The following is a 21,491-nucleotide window of genomic DNA, read 5'->3' as shown; positions in this document are numbered from 1 at the left end:
GAGAACAAGGTTTTTGCATGGCTGAGCGTGTCGCTCTGATTACCGGCGTCACCGGACAGGACGGCGCCTATCTCTCGGAATATCTGCTGTCGCTTGGCTATGTCGTCCATGGCATCAAGCGGCGTTCGTCCTCGTTCAACACCGCACGCGTCGATCATCTCTACAGGGACCCGCATGTCGGAAACGTGCCGTTCCGGATGCATTACGGCGACATGACGGACTCGACCAATCTGATCCGCCTGATGCAGCAGATCCGGCCGACCGAGATCTACAACCTGGCCGCTCAAAGCCACGTTGGCGTCAGCTTCGAAAGCCCGGAATATACCGCGAACGCAGATGCGCTCGGCGTGCTGCGTCTTTTGGAGGCGATCCGTATCCTCGGGATGGAGAAGGAGACGCGCTTCTACCAGGCCTCGACCTCGGAACTCTATGGCCTCGTCCAGGAGATCCCGCAGAAGGAAACCACTCCGTTCTATCCGCGCTCGCCTTACGGGGTGGCCAAGCTCTACGGCTACTGGATCACGGTGAACTACCGCGAAGCCTATGGCATGTTTGCCTCGAACGGCATCCTGTTCAACCACGAAAGCCCGATCCGCGGCGAGACCTTTGTCACCCGCAAGATCACCCGTGGCGTTGCTCGCATCGAGGTCGGTCTTGAAGAGACACTCTATCTCGGCAACCTTGAGGCCAAGCGCGACTGGGGTCATGCACGCGACTATGTCGAGGGCATGCACATGATCCTGCAGGCTGAGAGGCCCGACGATTTCGTGCTCGCAACCGGCGAGACGCGCTCGGTGCGCGAGATGGTCGAGCTTGCCTTTGCCGAGACCGGACGCAGGATCGAGTGGCGCGGCAAGGGCGTCGACGAGGTCGGCCTCGATGCGATAAGTGGCAAGACCGTGGTCAGGATCGATCCAACCTATTTCCGGCCGACCGAGGTTGACCTCCTCATCGGCGATGCCAGCAAGGCGCGGCAACAACTCGGCTGGAAGCCGAAGCGGAGCTTTGCGCAGTTGGTCCAGGAAATGGTTGCGAGCGATCTGGCCGAGGCGAAACTGGAAGCCGCAAATGCCAAGCGCATCGTTTGAGCTGAAAGGCAAGACGGTCTATGTCGCAGGCCATCGCGGCATGGTTGGAGCCGCGCTCGTGCGCCGGCTTGCGCAGGAGGATGTGCAGCTCGTTACGGTGGAGCGGAGCGAGGTCGATCTGCGCAACCAGGCCCAGGTCTTCGACTGGTTCGCCAAAGCGCGACCGCAGGCCGTGTTCCTCGCCGCCGCCAAGGTCGGCGGCATCGTCGCTAACAACACGTTGCGCGCCGAATTTCTCTACGACAACATCGCGATCGCCGCGAATGTGATCCACGCCGCGCATCAGAACGGCGCCGAGAAGCTGATGTTCCTAGGCTCGTCCTGCATCTATCCAAAACTCGCACCGCAGCCCCTGCGCGAGGATGCGGTGCTGACGGGGCCGCTCGAGCCGACCAACGAGCCCTATGCGATCGCCAAGATCGCCGGCATTAAGATGGTTGAGGCTTATCGCAGCCAATATGGGCGCGACTTCATCAGCGTGATGCCGACCAACCTCTACGGTCCCGGCGACAACTATCATCCCGAACACAGCCACGTCGTCGCCGCCCTGATCCGCCGGTTCCACGAGGCGAAGCTGAACGATGCGGTGAGCGTCGCGGTCTGGGGCACCGGCACGCCGCGGCGCGAGTTTCTCTATGTCGATGACATGGCGGGCGCCTGCGTGCACCTCATGAAGACATATTCGAGCGCCGAGCTGATCAATATCGGTACCGGCCAGGATATCGCGATTGCCGAATTCGCCCGCGTCGTCGCCAACATTGTCGGCTATGGTGGCGAGATCACCTTCGACACCTCACGCCCCGACGGCACGCCGCGCAAGTTGCTTGATGTCAGCCGCCTGACCGAACTCGGCTGGCGCGCTCAGACATCGCTCGCGGATGGAATCCGACGGGCTTATGAGGCGTATCTTGCGAGCCAACCGACCGCCGCGCGATAGTTTGCGGCGGGGCGAGCTGCAGTGGAGGTGCGACACATGACGGAGGACACCCACACCATTCGCAGCGGCGGCCTCAGTGCGACCATCATGGCGCAGGGCGCGGAACTGTGCTCGCTGAAGTCCGACGCGGGCCTCGAGTGCATCTGGCAAGCGGGACCTGCCTGGCCGCGTCATGCGCCGCTGTTGTTTCCCATCGTCGGCCGTCTGAAGAATGATGAGCTGCGGCATCGCGGCAAGGCGTACCGGATGACGCAGCATGGCTTTGCGCGCGACCGGCGGTTTGCGTGGCTCGAGCGAAGTGCGAACCAATGCATTCTCGCACTGAACGACGATGCCGAGACGCGGGCGATCTATCCATTCGCGTTTCGGCTGGTCGTGACCTATAGCCTCGACGTAGCCGGCCTGGACGTCCGGTTTCAGATCGTCAACACGGGCGAGGAGACGCTGCCGGCCTCTCTCGGCGGCCATCCGGCCTTCAACTGGCCGCTAGTGCCAGGGGAGAGCAAGGAAGCCCACTCTCTGACATTCTCCCAGGATGAACCGCATTTGATCAGGCGGCTGGAGGCTGGGTTGCTGGGCGCCTCGGCGCCAAGCCCGGTCAACAACCGTGTGCTTCCCCTCACTGAAGCCCTATTCATCGACGACGCGATCATCTTTGACCGCCTTGAGAGCCCATCCGTTCGCTACGCGGCGGCGCGGGATCCCTGGGTGCAGGTGTCCTGGACCGGCTTCCGCGAGCTTGGCGTCTGGTCGAAGCCGTCCGGGGCGCCGTTCCTTTGCATTGAGCCCTGGCGCGGTTATGCATCCCCCCTGAGCTTCGATGGTGAATTTGCGAGCAAACCCGGCGTGATGCAGATCGCGCCGGGTGGCGAGGAGACGTTGTCGCTTCGGATTGCGGTTGGGCTAGGGACCTCAATCTGATTTCCTTGCCGCCGACGCACTATCGATCGAATCCAACGACGACTTTCACGAAATGCGGAGCGCTATTCGAACAGCGCCCAATCCGCAGCATCAATGCCGCCGTTGAAGATCACTCGGGGCGGGATGCGCGCGCCGGGCTCAAGTAACCCCATTGTTGGCCTACAAGGAGGCCGGCCCGCGCCGACAGACGGCTCGAAACAACCCGCGCGCTGTATTCGGCTCCTATCACGAAGCGAAAGAGCGGCCCAAAGCTCATCGCGGAGGAGGGGCCGACAAAGTGAAGTCCTGGTACCGACGCTTCGAAGGTAGCGTTCAGTTGTGGCGCCCGCCCAAGGCATTGGATCGCACTTCGCAGATCCCGAGAGATGAACGTCAGGCGTCCAACGTCGATTTCATAACCGCTGCCGGCGATGACATGGTCAACCATCAGCCGACGTTCACCTGCATCATTGGCAGTGCGCAGTTCCAGCACCACGCGCCCGGACACTTCGTGCGCCTTGATGACAGTTATTCCAAGATGGATGGGCAACCGAGTCTCGACGCGGTCACGAAGCCACCATGCCCCCTCAGCTGGCAAGTGGCTTTTGACGAACCGAGTTCGCCATTTGGCGGGTACTCGATGCATCGCGCCCGGAAATTGGGTCAGCGCCTTGGCTTTGAGCCCGCGACCCAGCCCTGAGATGGGCCAGCGTACACGTTCCCAAAGACCAGGTTCGGATGCGGAGCGATCATGCCAGCGAACCGCGCTCTCCCGCACGAGAAGCTGCGGCCGAGCGCCAGCTTCGCACAACAAGGCTGCTGCCTCGAGAGCTGATTGACCAGCTCCGATCACCGCGACATCGCGCCCTTTGAACGCGTCGAAGCTGGTAACCCCGGACGTATGGATTGCAAGAGCCCGTGGCAAGGATGCCAACTCCGGCGGGATATGCGCAAAGCCTGATAACCCCGTGGCAACGACCACCCGATCTGCAACGAGTCGTTCTCCATCGGACAGCAGGATCGCAAAACCGTCATCCTGCCGATCAACATGTTCAACCTCGACGGTCTCGACCCAAGGCACATTGTGTTGCTGGAACCAACGCCCGTACTCCGTGAAATTCGCGATCGAGCAGGGCTCAAAAGTCTCAAGACCGCGAGGCTCGTTGTAATCAGCGAACGAATAACCCGGCACCGGTGCAGAGAGATTGGTTCCAAAACAGAAGGATTTGAGATAGCGCTCGCCGCCGGCCGCAGCGATATCTGACCAGAATCGCATCGGCTGTCCGAAAATGCGGTGTTCTACCTTGCGCGCCGAAAGATGGGCGGCGAGTGAAAGCCCATATGGACCGGCTCCGATGATCGCGACGGCGACCCGGCTCATGACAATTCCTGCATGACTGTCGGTGACGTCCAGGCGGAATCTAGCGCCGACAAGCGCATGAACCGCGGCAGAGCTTTGACGCCCAGATGGATTTGCGAGAGCGAATGGATTATCCACGGAACTGGATCGTTGCCGTCCGCGGCGCAATCGACCGCATCGGTTGCGTGCGTTCTAAGCCAGCCACGCCAATACGCGCGATCCTTATGCGACATTCGCCTCGTGAGAGTCTGCGCAAAGAGGAACGCGCGCAGCGCGAAGCGATCGCAAAAGACAACTCGGTCATTGTCTTGCTCATTGTCCTGCGCCTTCCTGACGGCTTCGCGCAAGGATTTGGTGTCACCAGCAGCGTCAAGGCACGCAAGCAAGGGAAGCGGCATACCCCGGCGGATGTCCATGCCGATTTGATTAAACAGGCGCGGGTTAAAGTCGATAACCGCCCATCGGCCATCAAACAAAACAAACTCAACTTCAAATATTCCGAAGTATTCTAGCTCGCGACAAAGGCGGCGAACTGCCTCTGAAAGTGCCGGGGCTGGTGGCAGCGCTTCAAAGCAAAGCCCCACCCCCACCGGTTGGGATCGCTGCAACACTTTGGTTGCGCTACGGGTAACAAACAGCTCTCCAGTTTTATCGATGAATCCCGTCACCGAATGCACGCCCTCGCTCCCGACTCGGACAAACTGTTGTAGAATCGGCAAGTTGGCGTCAGCCAAAACTGGGTTGTCAGCCGCTGGGCCTCGCTCGCGATCAACAAACAGTTGATATTTGCTCAGCAGCTCACCGCTCGAGTAGGCTACTATCCCCTTATCGCTCCTTAGTCGGCGAACATGAGTGCGCGGCTTTATAAGGATTGGATAGGGTAGGATCGGAGCTAGCTTTGCGACATCATCGATGTTTCGTGGGTTCCAACTCGGCAACACAGTGAGGTCGGCGTTGATTGCAGCATCCGCAAGAAGCTTCTTTTCAAGAATGCGCCGCATGGTCGCGATCGACGGTTGATACATACAAAAATACCGCGCCAGAAGCGCGGTGTTCTCCGTATACATCCAGGCAGTTTCGTCCGACGTCGGCAGTAATATCTTTCCGGGATCGTCCGCACCTATCGCAACAAGTCGCTCAAGGTATGATGAAGCTTCGCTTTCTGGCGGGGCCGAATAGACACGCCCCGCATGACGCGACCATGCCGCTGCGTCCAGGCGTTGGCTTGTTAGGATGCTGACGTCGATGTTGCATCTTGCGAGATGGCGGACAGCCGCGATCGTGCCGCCAAAGGAAGCAGAGGCCAAAAGCACAGAAACATCATTGTTCAAAATACACATTGTACCAATCTTCAAAATAGATTGGGGCCGCGATCATGCGGTTGCCAGAAAGCCCGGCGGCTCGCGTCGAACATTGAAGTTGCGGCCGCGGTACCGGTTAGTGCCGTCCAACTCGGCGATGCTATGATCGAGCCTCTATCAGCGTCTATTCCAGTTCGAAATTAACGTAAACGTTCAACGTAAAAGGGTGTAGCAATAGGTCAATGCAGATTCTGGTGGCGGTCGACGGATTGTTCCATCCGGCCCCTTCCGTTGTTTCTTACGACGGCCGACGTGTGCTTCGACAAGATCACCAGAGATTCCGGTTCTGCTGCGGCAAAAGACGGGGACACCGCGGCAAAGATGGAACACAAGCGGAGGGTTGAGTGTACCGCCTAAGTCTGTCCGCTTTTTCCGGGGAAATTAAACTTCGCGCCAACCCGCCATGCGCCTCGCGATACAATTGCGTGAGGGTTGGACGCTTACCGATTTCAGGGTGCGCTCATTCCCTGGTGCTGTTCGAGATTCGCCTGTAATATCCTGGCATATCCGCTGCCGCAAAAGCCAGGGCTCCCAGGCGCTTTTCGTGTTTTCGCACCACCGCTTTGCCAAGGCCATTTTCCCTGCAGCATTCACTGTTACCACGGCTCGCTCAAACGTCGTCGCGCGCGGAGGAGACGCTGTCGTTCAGGACCGTCCTGAGGTCGGACGACCTTTCGCAGATACATGCCGCGCTGCGAGCGATATAACGCTGGCGCTTGGTCGCGTTCGAGGTGCGACGGCCCTCGCTCTCAGACCTCGATTCGCGTGAGATCCTCGCCGAGCACGACAGGGCCTGAATAGTCCTGTCGGACATCGGCGAGCAACGCGTTCAGCATGGAATCGTCGCTGCGTGGCCGGTGATGGGTCAGTGCGAGCTTCTTGACGCCGGCCTTGGCCGCGACTTTGCCGACCGTATCGCCGCAGGCGATCGTGAACTTCGCAAGCCGGCGGAAATGCTCGTTGTTGATCTCCGGCGTCGCGAGAAAGCAGCATTGGACGAGCAGGTCAGCTCCCTGTGCCAGTCGCTCGAGACCAGGGCAGGGGACCGTGTCGCCGGAGATCGCGATGACCTTGCCGTCCGCTTCGAAGCGGTAGCCGAGACACATCCAGCGCGCGAGAAAGGCCGGGGACATGTCGAGGCCGTCGCCATGCAAGACGAGCTCGGCGCTGATCTTCCATCGCCCGGTGTCGAGAACGGGGCCGGGAAGAATGTCCGTTGCGACGACCGGCTTCCAGCCGCCGAAGGTCGGTTCGCCCTGATCGCGCCAGGTGATGTCCTTGTCGTAGACCTGCGTGACCAGCGTGTTGACGAGCCGTTCGGTATCCGGCGGCCCATAGATGCGCAGATCATTCTTGCGTCCATGAATCCATGAATTCAGCATCACGTCGTAGAGGTCGCCGATGTGGTCGAAGTGGTGATGCGTGAGAAAGACCGTGTTGATGGAGCCAAGCGGCACGCCGGCCTTGCTGAGCTGCACCATGACGCCGCGGCCGGCATCGAACAGGATATTCTCCTCGCCGAACCTGATCAGCGTGGTCGTCGCCATGCGGCGGGGGTCCGGGCGCGGGCCGCCAGTGCCGAGCAGTATGATCTCCATGGTGTCTACTCCAGCATAGGGCCGGAGGATCTGACCACGCCGCCCCAGCGGTCGACAACTACAAGACCTGCGCGCCGCGTCGTGCATCGCATGCCCATGGTCATCATATCCCGGGAATTCGTGGATCCTCGAGCCATACGGTAGATTCGAAGGTGGTAGAGGGGCAAGCGATCCTGCGTGCCGTTCGATCTGATGCAGGTCGCGTGCGACGAGGCAGCCGAGCACGGCGGCGAGCGCCTGCGCAAGCAAGGCCCGTGCGATGATGCGTGGGATGAGAATTGGGGCAATTCATCTTTAATGCTTCAAGATCGTGACCAATATTGTTTGCGCACGCCGAGGCGCGTATTATCGCGCCATGTTCGCGGGGGCTTTCGAATACATTGTGAATGACGGTTCACATCGCGGCGCATTGCGTTGCGGGCGCATCTGCGTGGCTGGCTCCCACGTGCATCGTGTCGATGACGTCACACGTTCAGGGAAAGACTGACGGCATGGTCGGCTCCGTATCCCAGGACTTGCGATCACAGGACGCGCGACGGTCGGATCGTATCGTCGTTGTCGAGGACGATCCGGTGACCCGCGCCATGCTGGTCGGCTATTTCAGTGAGAACAATTTCGACGTGGTAGGCGCCGGCTCCTGCGCGGAATGCCGCCAGGCGCTGCGCGTCCGCACCGATCTCGTCTTCCTCGATGTTCAGCTCCCCGACGGCGACGGGTTTGAGCTTGCCAAGGAAGTTCAGGCGCTCAGCAACGCCGGCATCATCTTTGTCACGCGCCGCGATACCGACGTCGACCGCATCCTCGGTCTCGAGATCGCCGGCGATCATTACGTGACCAAGCCGATCAACCTGCGTGACCTGCTTGCACGTGCGCGCAGCGTGCTGCGGCGGCGCTCGATCGATCACAAGGCGGCGCGCAACCACAGCTCGATCGCATTCGGTGACTGGATCATCGATCTGATGCGCCGGGAATTGATGGACGGCGACAGCAAGCCGGTCGCGCTCACCCGCGCCGAGTTCGACCTGCTGGCCGCCCTCGTCGGTGCCGACGGCCGGCCGCTTAGCCGCGACTACCTCATCGAGGTCGTCAGCAACCGCCAGACCGAGGTCGACGTGCGCACGGTCGATGCGCTGGTGGCGCGGCTGCGCCGCAAGCTGATCGGCAACGGAACGCCGGTGATCGCCACCGTCACCGGTGTTGGCTACAAGCTCGCGATCAGCGAGCGACTCTAGGCAAAGCGCAGCGCAAGACCAGCGTGTCCGTCTGCCAAAGGCGCGACGTCTCATCGCGCTTTGGACGTGTCAGCGCGCGGAGGCCGCCTGGTTGCCCGCGAGGTGCTCGTCGACGGCATAGAGGCTGCAATCGGGCGCCCATTTGCCACAAGCTGCGAGCGCATCGCGCTGGGCGTCATTGGTCGTGGCGCGGCCGGAGCGCCAGCCGAAGGCACCTTTGGACGCGACCGCGAACGCCTTGTGCGGGGTGATGCTGGCGAGATAGCGTGAGAACTCGTCCTTGCCTGAGGCCGAGAGTTGTCCGGGCGCCGGCGGCGGATCCGGCGGGCTCAACATCTCGCGGCTGCCTAGCCCATGCTCGCGCAAAAATGCGTCGACCAGGGGCGTCCAGAGCGGGCGCGTCACGGCGGAATAGAGATAGTGGCCGTCATCGCCATAGGCGGGCGCATCGATGAACTGGGCATTGCCGCCGCCGCTGCGGAATGCGTCGTAGAAGCGATGCGCCAGCGCTGGTGCGAAGAACAGGTCGTTTGCGGCATAGACCCACAGCGTCGGCACGCGCGAGGTCTTGCCGAAGGTCGCGAACGCCTGCACGAGATCATCCGCATTGCAGACGAAATTGTCGCTGGACGAGCCGCGTCCGCCGGCAAAGTTCATCGCCGCGACAAGTCCCGGCGGGGCCTGCGCGGTCAGCGCCACGGTGGCAAGCCCTCCCGCGGAATGGCCGATCGCGATCATGCCGGTCGTCGTGACGTCGCTCCGCCGCGCCATTGCATCGATCGCGGCGCGCAAGTCCGCGACTGCAACCGCGGTCGCCGGCAGATAGGCGGCGCGAGCGCAGGGACCAAGGCTGTCGACCCGGTCGCCGGGCGAGGTGCCATAGCCGCGCCGCAGCACGATCAGTGCAGCAAATCCGCGCCGGGCGAACTCCAGCGCAATGGCATAGTATTTGTGCGCCGACATGGTCGCGCGGTCGTCGAAGTCCCGCGGCGTGCCATGGCTGAGCAAGGCGAGCGGATAGCGCCTGGAGGCGGCCGGGCGCACCAGGAAGGCCTCAAGCCCTTGCGGCCCTGCCGCCGCCATCGGGATGCGGAGATCCTCGGTGTAGAACTCGGCAGCCTTCGCGTCAGCTGCTACGCCTGCGATGGCGAGGAAGCAGAGCACGGATACGAGCCGGCGCGCGAGGTCCATGGGCGGGGTGATTCTCCGTGACCGCGCGAGACCATAGCAGAGCCGCACCATCCGGCGAACGGGCGTTCACCGGACTTGCCGGCCGGAGGCCAGCCTCAATCGCTCACTTCAGCGTCGCAAGATAGGCGATGACGTTGCTGCGATCTGAGGGGTTCGGTAGCCCCTTGAAGAACATCTTGACGCCGTGGACGTCGCCACGGGGATCGGCGAGGTAGCCGTCCAGCGCGGTCGGTGTCCAGACCTCCTTGTTGGCCTTCATTGCCTCCGAATAGGCAAAATCCGGCACGGCGGCGGGGTTGCGGCCGACCACATTCCAGAGGCTTGGGCCGACCTTGTTCACCCCGATCACGCTCGCGTGGCAATTTGCACAGGTTCGTTCGAAAACGACCTTGCCGACGGCCGGATCGCCTTCCGCAGCGAGAGCCGACGAGGCGACGCTCGCCAGCATCAGCGCAAAAATCTGACGTCCAATCATCTCAAATCCGCTCCCCTCGGGATATGCCGGTGAAAGTGCTGCAACTTCCGGCACTTCAGTGATCAAACGAGAAACAACCTGCCGGTGCGGCGTCGCAACGTCCTTGTCCTGAATCAACCGACATCCGGCACCAAAGTACGAGATCGGCCATGGATGATTGCCGATGGATCGTCTCGTGGTGGATGGGCGTTGTCGGCTGATCGTCGGCAGGCGCGCGGACTGGCCGGTCCGGTAATCGGCTTGGCGGCAGCCTGACCGATGGTATGGTGTTCGAGACTGTCGTTTGAAGGTTACGAGGAGTTGCAGTGGCAAAAGTCGATCCCGCGGCGGGTAAGCCGGTTGCGCCGAGTGCGCTTGCCAACGTTCCACGGCTTGTCACGGCCTATTTCGCCAACAAGCCTGACCCGGCCGATCCGGCCCAGCGGGTGGCATTCGGAACGTCAGGCCACCGTGGCACCTCGCTGAAGAATTCGTTCAACGAGGGCCATATCCTCGCAACGACGCAGGCGATCTGCGACTATCGGCGCGAGAAGGGGCTGACCGGTCCCTTGTTCATCGGCATCGACACCCATGCGCTCGCCGAGCCCGCGCTCGTCAGCGCGATCGAGGTGTTCGCTGCCAACGGCGTCGACGTCATGGTCGACCAGGCCGGCGGCTATACGCCGACGCCAGTGATCTCGCACGCGATCCTGTCCTACAACAAGGGCCGCACATCGGGCCTCGCCGACGGCGTCGTCATCACGCCGTCGCATAACCCGCCGGAAGATGGCGGCTACAAATACAATCCGCCGCATGGCGGCCCCGCCGACACTGACGTCACCGGGGTTGTCGAGAAGCGCGCCAATGCCTTGCTCGCCGACGCCCTGAAGGGCGTCGCGCGGATGGATTACGCGAAAGCGCGCAAATCCTCTTCCGTCCACGCTTTCGATTTCGTCGCGCCTTACGTCGCCGATCTCGGCAATGTCGTCGATCTCGAGCTCGTCAAATCGGCCGGCGTCAACATCGGCATTGATCCGCTTGGCGGCGCGGCCGTGCATTACTGGCATCCGATCATCGAGCGTTACGGCCTGAAAGCGACGGTGGTGAACGAGGCGATCGATCCGACCTTCCGCTTCATGACGGTGGATTGGGACGGCAAGATCCGCATGGACTGCTCCTCGCCCTACGCCATGGCGAGCCTGATCCACATGAAGGACCGCTTTGACGTCGCCTTTGCCAACGACACCGATGCGGATCGCCACGGCATCGTGACGCCGAGCGGCGGACTGATGAATCCCAACCACTATCTGGCGACTGCGATCGCGTACCTGTTTGCGCACCGGCCGCACTGGGGCGGTGATGCTGCGATCGGCAAGACCGTGGTCTCGAGCTCGGTGATCGATCGCGTCGCAAAGAAGCTTGGCCGCAAGCTGGTCGAGACGCCGGTCGGCTTCAAATGGTTCGTCGATGGCCTCGTCACCGGCTCGTTCGGCTTCGGCGGCGAGGAGAGTGCAGGGGCCTCGTTCCTGAAGCGCGACGGCACGGTCTGGACCACCGACAAGGATGGCATCATCCTCGGCCTGCTCGCGGCCGAAATCCTGGCCAAGACCGGCCGCGACCCGAGCCAGCTCTTTGCCGACCTCACCGCCGAGCTCGGCGTGCCCCATTACGAGCGCATCGACGTCGCCGCCACGGCGGCCCAGAAGAGCGTGCTGAAGTCGGTGACCCCCGAGCAGCTCGGCCTGAAAGACCTCGCCGGCGACCCCGTCCGGGCCACCCTGAGCAAGGCCCCCGGCAACGGCCAGCCCTTCGGCGGCATCAAGGTCGAAACCGACCACGGCTGGTTCGCAGCGCGGCCCTCCGGCACCGAGGATGTATACAAGATCTACGCCGAGAGCTTCCGCAGTACCGATCACCTGCATCGCATCCAGCAGGAAGCCCAGGCCGGCCTGAAGAAGGTGTTCGGGGCGTAACTTCCCGAAGAGAGCGCGCCCCCGCTCAAGCCGCGGTGACGGTGCGCTCCCTCTCCCGCCTGCGGGAGAGGGCTGGGGTGAGGGTGCATCCGCGCTGGGATTGTCTGAAGCTTTCGGAGAAGATCCCTGGCTGCGAAAGCCCTCACCCGGCGCTTTGCGCCGACCTCTCCCGCAGCCGGAAGAGGTTATATCGCGCCCGCGGCCACAATCCGCGAATATGTATACATTAATCCGTATGGAGGTATCAAAAAACCTCCAATAGCACCATCTCCCCGACTATTGTATACATAACGTATTCATAAGCCCATGGGAGAGAGACCAGTGACAAAACCATTCCCGATGAATGCCTGGTACGCCGCCGCCTGGGACGCCGAGGTGAAGCAGGCGCTGCTGCCGAGGACGATCTGCGGCAAGCATGTGGTGATGTACCGCAAGGCCGATGGCGCCGTGACGGCGCTCGAGGACGCCTGCTGGCACCGCCTGGTGCCGCTCTCCAAGGGGCGGCTGGAAGGCGACACCGTCGTCTGCGGCTATCACGGCCTGAAATACAACGCGCAGGGGCGCTGCACCTTCATGCCCTCGCAGGAGACCATCAACCCGTCGGCCTGCGTCCGCGCCTATCCGACCGTCGAGCGCCACCGCTTCATCTGGTTGTGGATGGGCGATCCCGCGCTGGCCGACCCCGCGCTCGTTCCCGACATGCATTGGAACGACGATCCGGCCTGGGCCGGCGACGGCAAGACCATCCATGTGAAGTGCGACTATCGCCTCGTGGTCGACAACCTCATGGATCTCACGCACGAGACCTTCGTGCACGGCTCCTCGATCGGGAACGAGGCGGTGGCTGAAGCGCCGTTCGACGTCACCCATGGCGAGAAGACGGTTACGGTGACGCGCTGGATGCGCAACATCGAGCCGCCGCCGTTCTGGGCCAAGCAGCTCGGCAAGCCCGGCCTCGTCGACCGCTGGCAGATCATCCGCTTCGAGGCCCCGTGCACCGTCGCCATCGACGTCGGCGTGGCGCCGACCGGCGCGGGCGCGCCGGAAGGCGACCGCTCGCAGGGCGTCAACGGTTTCGTGCTCAACACCATCACGCCCGAAACCGAGAAGACCTGCCACTACTTCTGGGCCTTCGCCCGCAACTATCGCCTCAATGATCAGCGCGTCACGACGGAGATCCGCGAGGGCGTCTCGGGCATCTTCCGCGAGGACGAGGAGATCCTCGAAGCGCAGCAGCGCGCGATGGATGAGAATCCCGATCGCGTATTCTACAACCTCAACATCGATGCCGGTGCGATGTGGTCGCGGCGGCTGATCGACAAGATGGTCGCGAAGGAAAACGGGCCGCAACATCTCCAGGCCGCGGAGTAGGTCATGGCCGAGCGCGAGGTCGATCGCTCCGTCTCGCAGACCGTGAAGGCGCAGCTCGCGCTGCGCGACCAGATCCTGGCGGGATCTTTGCGTCCCGGCGAGCGCATTTCCGAGCTGCAGGCGGTCGAGACCACGGGCGCATCGCGTACGCCGGTGCGCATGGCGCTGGTGCGGTTGGAGGAGGAGGGATTGCTGGAGGCGATCCCTTCCGGCGGCTTCATGGTGAAGGCCTTCTCCGAGCGCGACATCCTCGATTCCATCGAGCTGCGCGGCACGCTGGAGGGGCTCGCCGCGCGCTTCGCCGCCGAGCGCGGCATTTCGGCGCGTGAGCTCGAGCCGCTCAGGGAGTGCCATGCCGCGATCGACGAGCTGTTGCGCCAGATGCCGATCTCGGTCGATGCCTTCTCGACCTACGTCACGCTGAATGCGCGCTTCCATGCCCTGCTGACCGAACTGTCGCGCAGCCCGCCCTTGATCCGGCAGATCGACCGCGCCTCCGCGCTGCCGTTCGCTTCGCCCAGCGGCTTCGTGATGGCGCAATCGGCGCTGCCCGAGGCGCAGCAGATCCTGATCATCGGGCAGGAGCATCATCGCATCGTGATCGATGCGATCGAGAACCGCGAGGGCGGCCGCGCCGAAGCCATCATGCGCGAGCATGCGCGGCTCGCCGTACGAAATTTGCGGCTCGCGCTGCGTAATCGGACCCATCTGGAACTGCTGCCGGCGCTCGCGCTGATCAGATCCGCAACCGACTAGGGGAGTGCCATGCGATTCATCGAAACCTGGACTCCGGCGACCCTGGTCGAGACGCGCGACCTTTCGCCCAGCATCCGCGAATTCCTGATCCTGCCGGATCAATTCGACGGCGCCGCCTATCCGGTCGGCAGCCACATCAACATTACCGTGACCATCAACGGCCAGCCGGAGACGCGGTCCTATTCGCTGGTCGGTGAGGCCGATCCGCGCGGCTTCCGGATCGCCGTTCGCCGTGCTGAGGATTCCCGCGGCGGCTCGCGCTACATGTGGCAGTTGGCGCCGGGCGCGCGGCTCGACGTCACGCTGCCCTCCTCGCTGCTCGCGGTCGACTGGAGCCGCAAGCACTTTTGCCTGGTCGCCGGCGGCATCGGCATCACGCCGATCGTCGGTGCGGCGCAGGCGCTGGCGCGCCGCGGCGTCGGCATGACGCTGAACTATGCGGTGCGCTCGCGCCAGGATGCCGCCTATCTCGATCATCTCACCGCGCTGTTGGGCGATCGTCTGGTCGTCCACGCCAGCGACGAGGGAGGGCGGCTCGATCTCGACACTCTGTTCGCCTCACTGCCGCCTGACGCACTGGCGCTGTTCTGCGGCCCGATGCGGATGCTGGACGCCGCGCGCCATGCCTGGATCGGGGCCGGGCGCCCGCTCTCCGATCTGCGCTACGAGACCTTCGGCTCCAGCGGCTCGCTGCCGACGGAAGCATTTCGCGTTCGTCTGAAGGGTTCCGACGTCGAGCTCGAAATCCCGCGCGAACGCTCCATGCTGGACGTGCTCAATGCCGCCGGCCACGAGGTGATGTACGACTGCAAGCGCGGCGAATGCGGTCTGTGCGCGATCGACGTCGTGGACGTCCAGGGCGAGATCGATCATCGCGACGTCTTCTTCAGCGACCATCAGAAGCAGGAAAACCAGAAGATCTGCGCCTGCGTCTCGCGCGCACGCGGCACCATCACCGTGGACACGCTGCAACGGGCGGATGCGATCTGAGCGAGTCCGGAGCAGGATCTGTTAGGAGGAACGGAAAGGGCCGCGGCCTCCACCTCTCCCGCTTGCGGGAGAGGTCGGCGCGAAGCGCTGGGTGAGGGCTCTCTCCTCTTGGGGAGTCTCTTTGTGGAGATACCCTCTCCCCAGCCCTCCCCCGCAAGCGGGGGAGGGAGCGCACCTTCCATGCTTAATCTCAGCGCGTTAAATTGCGGTCTGCAGTTTCGAGGCCAATCAGTTCGCTCCGGATCCCGGCACCACGCCTGGAACAGGAAAAGCCCGGCACATCTCGACACACTCTGACCTGAGGCGCGCGAGGACGGCATCGTCTCCTTTCGCCTGCAGAGCCGCGGCGATGAATTCGCCGATACGACGCATTTCGGTGTCGCCCATGCCGCGCGCGGTCGCGGCTGGTGTCCCGAGGCGGATGCCGCTCGGCCTCAGCGGTGGGCGCGGATCATCGGGAGTGATCTGCTTGTTGGTGGTGATGGCGATGGCATCGAGCAGGTCCTCGGCTGTCCGCCCATCCAGTCCGACGGACGCCGCCGTATCGACGACCATCATGTGATTGTCCGTTCCATCCGTGACCAGCTTCATCCCGCGTTCCATCAGCGTTCCGGCCAGAATCTTCGCGTTGAGCAAGACCTGCCCCGCGTACGCCTGGAAATCCGGGCTCATCGCTTTCTTCAGCGTCACGGCGGTCCCGGCCACGACGTTCATGTGAGGTCCACCCTGCAAACCGGGAAAGACGGAAGCATCGATCCGAGCGGCGTGTTCCTTCCGGCACAGGATGATCCCGCCACGGGGGCCGCGCAGGGTCTTGTGGGATGTCGTCGTCATGACATCGAAGCCGGCATCAAGCGGATTGCGCATGACGTTCGCGGCGATCAGTCCGCCATAGTGGCTCACGTCGGCCATCGTGAGCGCGCCGACCTCGTCGGCGATGCTCTTGAATGCAGCATAGTCCAGGTCGCGCGGATAGGAGCTGTAGCCGCACAACACCATTTTCGGACGCGCTTCACGCGCTGTGGCCCGTAATGCGTCGAAATCGATCGCTCCGCTCTTCGAATCCGTCTTGTAGCGAATGAAGTTGAACAGACGCCCCATGTGGGACACCGGCGCGCCGTGGGTGAGATGGCCGCCATGCGACAGGTCCATGGCGAGAATGGTGTCGCCGGGATCGAGCAGGCCGAGATAGACGGCCTGATTCATCGGCGATCCCGACAGAGGCTGAACGTTGGCGTGCTCGGCACGAAACAGCGAGCAGGCCCGCTGGCGCGCGAGGTTCTCGATTTCGTCCGTGAACTGCTGGCCGCCATAGTACCGGCGTCCGGGATAGCCCTCGGAATATTTGTTGGTGAAGACCGATCCGAGCAGCTCGAGCACCTCGGGGTAGGTGTAATTCTCGGATGGAATCAGTTCGACGCCGTCTTGCTGACGGCGCTCTTCCCCCGCAAGGGCGGCCGCGATCTCGGAATCGTTGATGGACAGTTCGTTGCGAAACGACGGCATGCTTGGGCTCCTCATCACGCTGTTTTTCCAGCAGATTGGTTGCCCAGGCGATCGGCGTCGGAACCCCTCGCGCTTCACCGTGGTCAATTCCACGTCAGCTCGCCAGTCGCGCGATGGGAACGAATGAGCACGGCGGCTCTTCGTGGCGGAGAAGCTAGCCTACCTGCGGACCTTCCGCAACCGGCAGCTCGTGCGGACGCGATCACCGGAATCGGAAGAACAAGATCTACGCCTGCGTGTCGCGCGCCCGCGGCATAGTTACCGTCGACACGCTGCAACGGAAGGCCGTCCACACGCGAGACGGTCCTTAATCGTCGTCATCGCGCCCATGTACTTGTCGTAACTCTCCATAATTCGTTCTCGGCCGCGCCTTTCGGCCTCCATGCGGCCGCCGTCCGACGGCATCCATGCACCGGCTAACAGATGTCGTAGCAGCCAAAGGACAGAACAACCTACGACAAGGAGCGCGTGCCAGCCCGCATGCCAATGGGAAATTGCGTACAACACCTAGCGCTCCTACGGAGTCCTCTATCGGTTGCGTACGCCAATTTTGTCAACCATTCACATAGTAGATTGTGCTAACTTTAGGAAAACAATCCGAAGCCTGCACCTGTGACATTCGCCGATGACCTCCTTGCCCGTGCAAACTTTCATTATTCAGCGCATTCAAGAGGGCGGCTGGCGTGTCATTCACCGACAGGCGGACCTCACTGATGTCCCGATTGCTGACTTTGTTTCGCATCGCGACGCCGATGAATGGGTCAAGTGGAAGTCTGGCCATCCGGAACTCAATCCGTATGCAATGGCGGATGAAGTGTCCGCACAGTTAAAGCTCGAAATCGCGATTGAGCCAAAGTCGAGGGCCGATGCCGTCTTTCCGGTTGTGGACCTCACTGTGACGCTGATCGACGGCGCCTATCACGATGTCGATTCCTCGCCACTCGCCTCCAAGATCGCCGCGAGCGCGGCCTTTCGCGAGGCGCTCCATAAAGCGGGCTCGGTGGTGCTTGAGCCGATAATGAAGGTCGAGGTGGTGTCGCCGGAAGATTACACCGGCTCCATCATCGGCGACCTCAACTCGCGGCGCGGGCAGATCCAGGGCCAGGACATGCGCGGCAATTCCACTGTCATCAACGCGATGGTGCCGCTCCTGAAAATGAGTGGTTTTGTAAATAATCTGCGCTCGATGAGCCGGGGGCGTGCAACCTTCACAATGCGTTTCGATCACTATGCTGCGACGCCTACGCCGTCGAGTACCAGCTAATCGATATCCCGCGGGTATTTCCGGTCTATCCCGATCAGCGGACGGCTTCGGAGGCAAGTCGAACTTCGCCATCGGGCCATTTCCGGACTTATGCGCCGCAACGAGAGGGAGCTACTCGATCACCTCGTCGGCGCGGAGGACCAGTGATGCGGGGATGGTGATGCCCTGCGTCTTGGCGGCTTTGAGGTTGATGAAGGTCATGTACTTGTCCGATTGATAGATCGGTATCTCGCCGGGTTTGGCTCCCTTGAAGATCAGGTCAATGTATCGCGCCGCTTGACCGAACATGTTGTTTCTGTCGATGGCGTACGCCATCAATCCTCCGATATCGACAAATTCCCGGTAGGCATAGAGCGTTGGGAGGCGATTCCTTTCTGCGAGGTCCACAATAAGACGTCGGTTGTCCAAGTGATTTCCAGTTTCGTTGACAAGTAGGGCGTCGGCGTGTTCACGTTGGAGTAGATCAAAAACGCGTAGATATTCTGGCTCCTGCAGAGCCCGCATCGGCGAACCCACTAACGTAACTGAGAACTTGCGAGCTGCCGCGCGCGCAGCGTCACCGGCCCTGCTGTTCCAGTACAGTTCTGTAAAAAGATATCCGACGCGGCTGGCTGTCGGAACAGCCTCCAGAAGTAACCCAAGCCGCTTGCCCCAGATTTCGATCCCGGCATCCACGCTGATCCCGGTTATGTTTCCTTCTGGTCGCGCAAAATTGTTGGCGATCCCCAATGCAACCGGATCGCTCATCGTCGCGACGACGGGAATGGAGTGAACCAGCGCTTTTACTCGAAGAACTAGATCGCTAGTCCCCGTAATGAGGATGACGTCCGGGGACGAACTGACGCCGTCGCGAATGGTTGTGTCGTAGCGCGACGCATCTCCCTTTGCCGAGAAGCGCCCAACAACGAAGTTCTGTCCTTCCACGTAGCCAAGTCGTCGCAACTCGGCAAAGAGAGGCTTGTAAATGCCGGTTTCGCTTAGGTCGGCAACCGACGACAGGAATGCCAGCCGGTAGGTCTTATTCGGCTCGGCTGCCCGCAGCGCGCTCGCCGTCGTGGCGGCCAACAATCCCGCAAGAAGTTCGCGCCGCTTCATTCGATCACCTCAGTGCCAGTGAGATCATCTCAGTGCCAGTGAGCAGTGTCGGCGGCATGGTCGGTCCCTGCGCTTTTGCGGCGTTGAGGCTAATCACCAGCTTCAGGCGCGTGGGCTAACTTCCCGCCGTCGCATGCGTCCCCTCAAGGACCACGCCTGGAGGACCGAGAGCTTAACACTTTGTGCCGGAGCGGCGAGTGGCAAATGAAGCGGATGTTCGGCTCTGGCAAAAGCCGTCGATGACCACCAAGCGGGGCGGCTTCCGCTTTACCCTCGGAAGATGATGTTTATGAGCACCGGCCCTACGCCGCGTAAGTCGCCCTATGCTTCTTCGGGTCGAGCAGCGCCAAGACCTGCTCGGCCGAAGCCGGGCGGCTGATGAGATAGCCCTGGACCTCGTCGCAATTGGTCTGGCGCAGATATTCGAGCTGATCGGTCGTCTCGACGCCTTCGGCGACAACGCCGATATTCAGGTCCCGCGCGAGCGCGATTACCGACTTCACGATCGCGGCGCAGTCCGGCTGCGCCAGCATGTCGCTGATAAAGGACTGATCGATCTTGATGCGGCTGAACGGCAGCTTGCGTAAATAGGTCAGCGACGAGAAGCCGGTGCCGAAATCGTCCAGCGCCACCGTGACGCCGAGTTGCAATAGCGCGTTCAGGATCGATGATGCCGAGCCGTATTTCGACAGCAGCATGGACTCGGTGATCTCGATCTCCAGCCGGTGAGGGGCGACGTTGGCCTCGGTCAGCGCCTGCACGATGGTCTGGAGAATGCCCGTGTTGTGGAATTGCGCCGCGGAGAAATTCACCGCGACCCTGATATCGCGGGGCCACTCGGCCAGCGTCGCGCAGGCGCGCCGGATGACCCACTCGCCGATCTCGTGAATGAGGCCGGTTTCCTCGGCGATCGGAATGAACTCGCTCGGCGGCACCAGTCCGCGCACCGGATGCTTCCAGCGCAGAAGAGCCTCGAAGCCGGTGATCCGGTTCTCCCTGAGATTGAGGAACGGCTGATACACCAGGAACAGCTCGTCGCGCAGGATGGCGAGCTCCAGATCCGATTGCAGCGCCTTGCGGTCGCGCGCCGACTTGTCGTCGGCGGCTTCGAAGAAGCAGATCGTGCCGGGGCCGCTCTTCTTGGCGCGATAGAGTGCGGCGTCCGCATGCTTGAGCAGGTCAAGCTGCGTATCGCCGTCCCGCGGCGCCAGCACGATGCCGACGCTGGTGCCTCCGACGACCTCGCGCCCCTCGATCGGGAACGGCTCTGCGAAGGCCGCGACGAACCGCTCCGCGATCTCGAGCGCGTCTTCGGCCCGGGTGAGATTGGCCATGACCAGTGCGAACTCGTCTCCGCCGATGCGCGCGACGTGCTCGGCTGCCCGCGTGCAGCGTTGCAGGCGGCTGGCGACCTGGACCAGGAATTCGTCGCCGGCCGGGTGGCCGAACTTGTCGTTCACCTCCTTGAAGCGATCGAGGTCGAGCAGCAGCACGGCGAACTCTTCGCCGGACAGGGCCAGTCGCTTCAACGCGGCATCGAGCGTCTCGTTGAACGCGAAACGGTTCGGCAGGTGCGTCAGCGGATCCTGGCGGACCGACCGTTCCGCTTCGAGCTGCCGCATGATGCGACGCATGAAGGTGAAGGAATTGACGAAGACGCCGCGCAGCAGCACGCCCCCGTAGACCACGACCAACACGGCCATCAGCAGGTAAGCGGGATCGCCCCCGCTGCCGAGACAGATCCCGATGCCGAGGAAGAGGGGAGTCGTGAACGCGATGGCCGCAATCGGGATGGTGGCGAAGGCGAGCGCGCCGCCGGCCAGCATGCCGGCGCACAGACAGGTGATGATGAGCTGGCCGCCCGTGGAGGCGTTCGCGAAGAACGCCACCGGCACGATGCCCCAGGCGGAGCCGAGGATGAACGCGTTGCGCACCAGCCGGTGCATGGCGCGGCGCGATACGAATTGCGGTTTTGTGATCCGGCGGGCGCTGTGGGATTGCACGCCGAACAGGATCGCAGCGCCCGCGACTGCAGCCGCCCAGGCCACGGCGAACTTCGAGTCCGGCGAATCCCAGAGCGCGATGGCAAGCACGGCCGCATTGCAGGCATTGGCCAGCATGATGCCGACGGAATAGCCGAGCACGAGCGACATCTGCTCCGCGCGGATGTGGCCGGCGACGGTGTCGTCGGTTGCGGGTCCGCCGAACGCGGCGAGATCGCCGGCGAACAGCTTGGTCAGATAGGACGTCACTCGGGACCGCATTCGAGAGCCTGCAGCATGGGCCGTTCATATTCGGCTCAGGCCCGAGAATTCGCTGCAAACCTTTGACGATCTATGAATTATCGCCCGCGTCGGCATCGCCCCGGCACGATGTGCATATGGAACCGCCGATATCGATAACAAATCGATGCAA

16 protein-coding genes, 1 pseudogene and 1 riboswitch are annotated in these 21,491 nt (G+C 62.4%); of the genes and pseudogenes, 9 read left to right on the top strand and 8 right to left on the bottom strand.

From position 1 onward, the window contains the following. Nucleotides 1-17 precede the first annotated feature (17 nt). From gmd to ACV1FX_RS03010, 3 genes are read left to right on the top strand one after another with little or no spacing between them, the layout of a single operon-like run. Nucleotides 18-1,088 (top strand): GDP-mannose 4,6-dehydratase, encoded by a 1,071-nt coding sequence (gmd, locus tag ACV1FX_RS03020; RefSeq protein WP_473116057.1) that lies wholly within the window; start codon nucleotides 18-20, stop codon nucleotides 1,086-1,088. Continuing rightward, a complete protein-coding gene (gene fcl, locus ACV1FX_RS03015; RefSeq protein WP_473116056.1) occupies nucleotides 1,069-2,025 on the top strand; it encodes a GDP-L-fucose synthase in 957 nt (318 codons plus the stop codon). Before gmd ends, fcl begins: the two co-directional genes overlap by 20 nt. A gap of 36 nt (nucleotides 2,026-2,061) precedes the next feature. Next, complete coding sequence (locus tag ACV1FX_RS03010) at nucleotides 2,062-2,946, top strand: aldose 1-epimerase family protein (RefSeq protein ID WP_473116055.1); 885 nt, start codon at nucleotides 2,062-2,064, stop codon at nucleotides 2,944-2,946. A gap of 109 nt (nucleotides 2,947-3,055) precedes the next feature. On the opposite strand, the gene ACV1FX_RS03005 is transcribed toward ACV1FX_RS03010, so the two are convergent. The 3 genes from ACV1FX_RS03005 to ACV1FX_RS02995 form a co-directional block, all read right to left on the bottom strand. After that, nucleotides 3,056-4,306, bottom strand: coding sequence for an NAD(P)-binding domain-containing protein (locus ACV1FX_RS03005; protein ID WP_473116054.1), 1,251 nt, complete (start codon nucleotides 4,304-4,306; stop codon nucleotides 3,056-3,058). Continuing rightward, on the bottom strand, nucleotides 4,303-5,625 hold the full coding sequence (locus ACV1FX_RS03000) for an ATP-grasp domain-containing protein (RefSeq protein ID WP_473116053.1): 1,323 nt from the start codon (nucleotides 5,623-5,625) through the stop codon (nucleotides 4,303-4,305). Before ACV1FX_RS03000 ends, ACV1FX_RS03005 begins: the two co-directional genes overlap by 4 nt. A 770-nt stretch (nucleotides 5,626-6,395) precedes the next feature. Continuing rightward, a complete protein-coding gene (locus tag ACV1FX_RS02995) occupies nucleotides 6,396-7,244 on the bottom strand; it encodes an MBL fold metallo-hydrolase (RefSeq protein WP_473116052.1) in 849 nt (282 codons plus the stop codon). Between the two features lie 491 nt (nucleotides 7,245-7,735). Between ACV1FX_RS02995 and ACV1FX_RS02990 the strand changes: the two genes are divergently transcribed. Beyond that, entirely contained in the window at nucleotides 7,736-8,476 is a 741-nt protein-coding gene (locus ACV1FX_RS02990; RefSeq protein WP_473116440.1) for a winged helix-turn-helix domain-containing protein, read from the top strand. A 69-nt stretch (nucleotides 8,477-8,545) separates the two neighbouring features. Here the strand turns inward: ACV1FX_RS02990 and ACV1FX_RS02985 are convergent, their stop codons facing one another. Both ACV1FX_RS02985 and ACV1FX_RS02980 read right to left on the bottom strand, forming a co-directional pair. After that, a complete protein-coding gene (locus tag ACV1FX_RS02985; protein ID WP_473116051.1) occupies nucleotides 8,546-9,667 on the bottom strand; it encodes an alpha/beta hydrolase family protein in 1,122 nt (373 codons plus the stop codon). Nucleotides 9,668-9,770: 103 nt separating this feature from the next. Beyond that, complete coding sequence (locus tag ACV1FX_RS02980) at nucleotides 9,771-10,142, bottom strand: c-type cytochrome (protein ID WP_473116050.1); 372 nt, start codon at nucleotides 10,140-10,142, stop codon at nucleotides 9,771-9,773. Nucleotides 10,143-10,447: 305 nt separating this feature from the next. Here ACV1FX_RS02980 and pgm point away from each other — a divergent pair, with 305 nt between their 5' ends. The 4 genes from pgm (at nucleotide 10,448) to ACV1FX_RS02960 (ending at nucleotide 15,211) form a co-directional block, all read left to right on the top strand. Next, the gene (gene pgm, locus ACV1FX_RS02975) at nucleotides 10,448-12,094 is read left to right on the top strand and encodes a phosphoglucomutase (alpha-D-glucose-1,6-bisphosphate-dependent) (RefSeq protein WP_473116049.1); all 1,647 of its coding nucleotides are present in this window, start codon (nucleotides 10,448-10,450) and stop codon (nucleotides 12,092-12,094) included. Between the two features lie 321 nt (nucleotides 12,095-12,415). Further along, entirely contained in the window at nucleotides 12,416-13,465 is a 1,050-nt protein-coding gene (locus tag ACV1FX_RS02970; protein WP_473116048.1) for an aromatic ring-hydroxylating dioxygenase subunit alpha, read from the top strand. Between the two features lie 3 nt (nucleotides 13,466-13,468). Beyond that, nucleotides 13,469-14,221 (top strand): GntR family transcriptional regulator, encoded by a 753-nt coding sequence (locus tag ACV1FX_RS02965; protein WP_473116047.1) that lies wholly within the window; start codon nucleotides 13,469-13,471, stop codon nucleotides 14,219-14,221. A 9-nt stretch (nucleotides 14,222-14,230) separates the two neighbouring features. Further along, complete coding sequence (locus ACV1FX_RS02960; protein WP_473116046.1) at nucleotides 14,231-15,211, top strand: PDR/VanB family oxidoreductase; 981 nt, start codon at nucleotides 14,231-14,233, stop codon at nucleotides 15,209-15,211. 228 nt (nucleotides 15,212-15,439) lie between these two features. On the opposite strand, the gene ACV1FX_RS02955 is transcribed toward ACV1FX_RS02960, so the two are convergent. Then, nucleotides 15,440-16,717 carry a serine hydroxymethyltransferase gene (locus ACV1FX_RS02955; protein ID WP_473116045.1) on the bottom strand — a complete coding sequence of 426 codons (1,278 nt, stop codon included), beginning with the start codon at nucleotides 16,715-16,717 and terminating at the stop codon, nucleotides 15,440-15,442. A gap of 34 nt (nucleotides 16,718-16,751) precedes the next feature. Then, nucleotides 16,752-16,837: riboswitch (ZMP/ZTP riboswitch) on the bottom strand. Nucleotides 16,838-17,585: 748 nt separating this feature from the next. Between ACV1FX_RS02955 and fusA the strand changes: the two are divergent. Beyond that, a pseudogene (gene fusA, locus ACV1FX_RS02950) lies at nucleotides 17,586-17,981 on the top strand (elongation factor G); the annotation flags it as partial. Nucleotides 17,982-18,092: 111 nt separating this feature from the next. Here the strand turns inward: fusA and ACV1FX_RS02945 are convergent. Both ACV1FX_RS02945 and ACV1FX_RS02940 read right to left on the bottom strand, forming a co-directional pair. Next, nucleotides 18,093-19,076: an ABC transporter substrate-binding protein gene (locus ACV1FX_RS02945; protein WP_473116044.1), complete on the bottom strand. Its 984-nt coding sequence runs from the start codon at nucleotides 19,074-19,076 to the stop codon at nucleotides 18,093-18,095. Nucleotides 19,077-19,378: 302 nt separating this feature from the next. Next, complete coding sequence (locus tag ACV1FX_RS02940) at nucleotides 19,379-21,340, bottom strand: putative bifunctional diguanylate cyclase/phosphodiesterase (protein ID WP_473116043.1); 1,962 nt, start codon at nucleotides 21,338-21,340, stop codon at nucleotides 19,379-19,381. Between the last annotated feature and the right edge of the window lie 151 nt (nucleotides 21,341-21,491).

It is taken from the genome of Bradyrhizobium ingae (genome assembly GCF_055791185.1).
The sequence above is the reverse complement of the archived record's forward strand: the minus strand, read 5'-3'. Positions and strand labels throughout refer to the sequence as shown.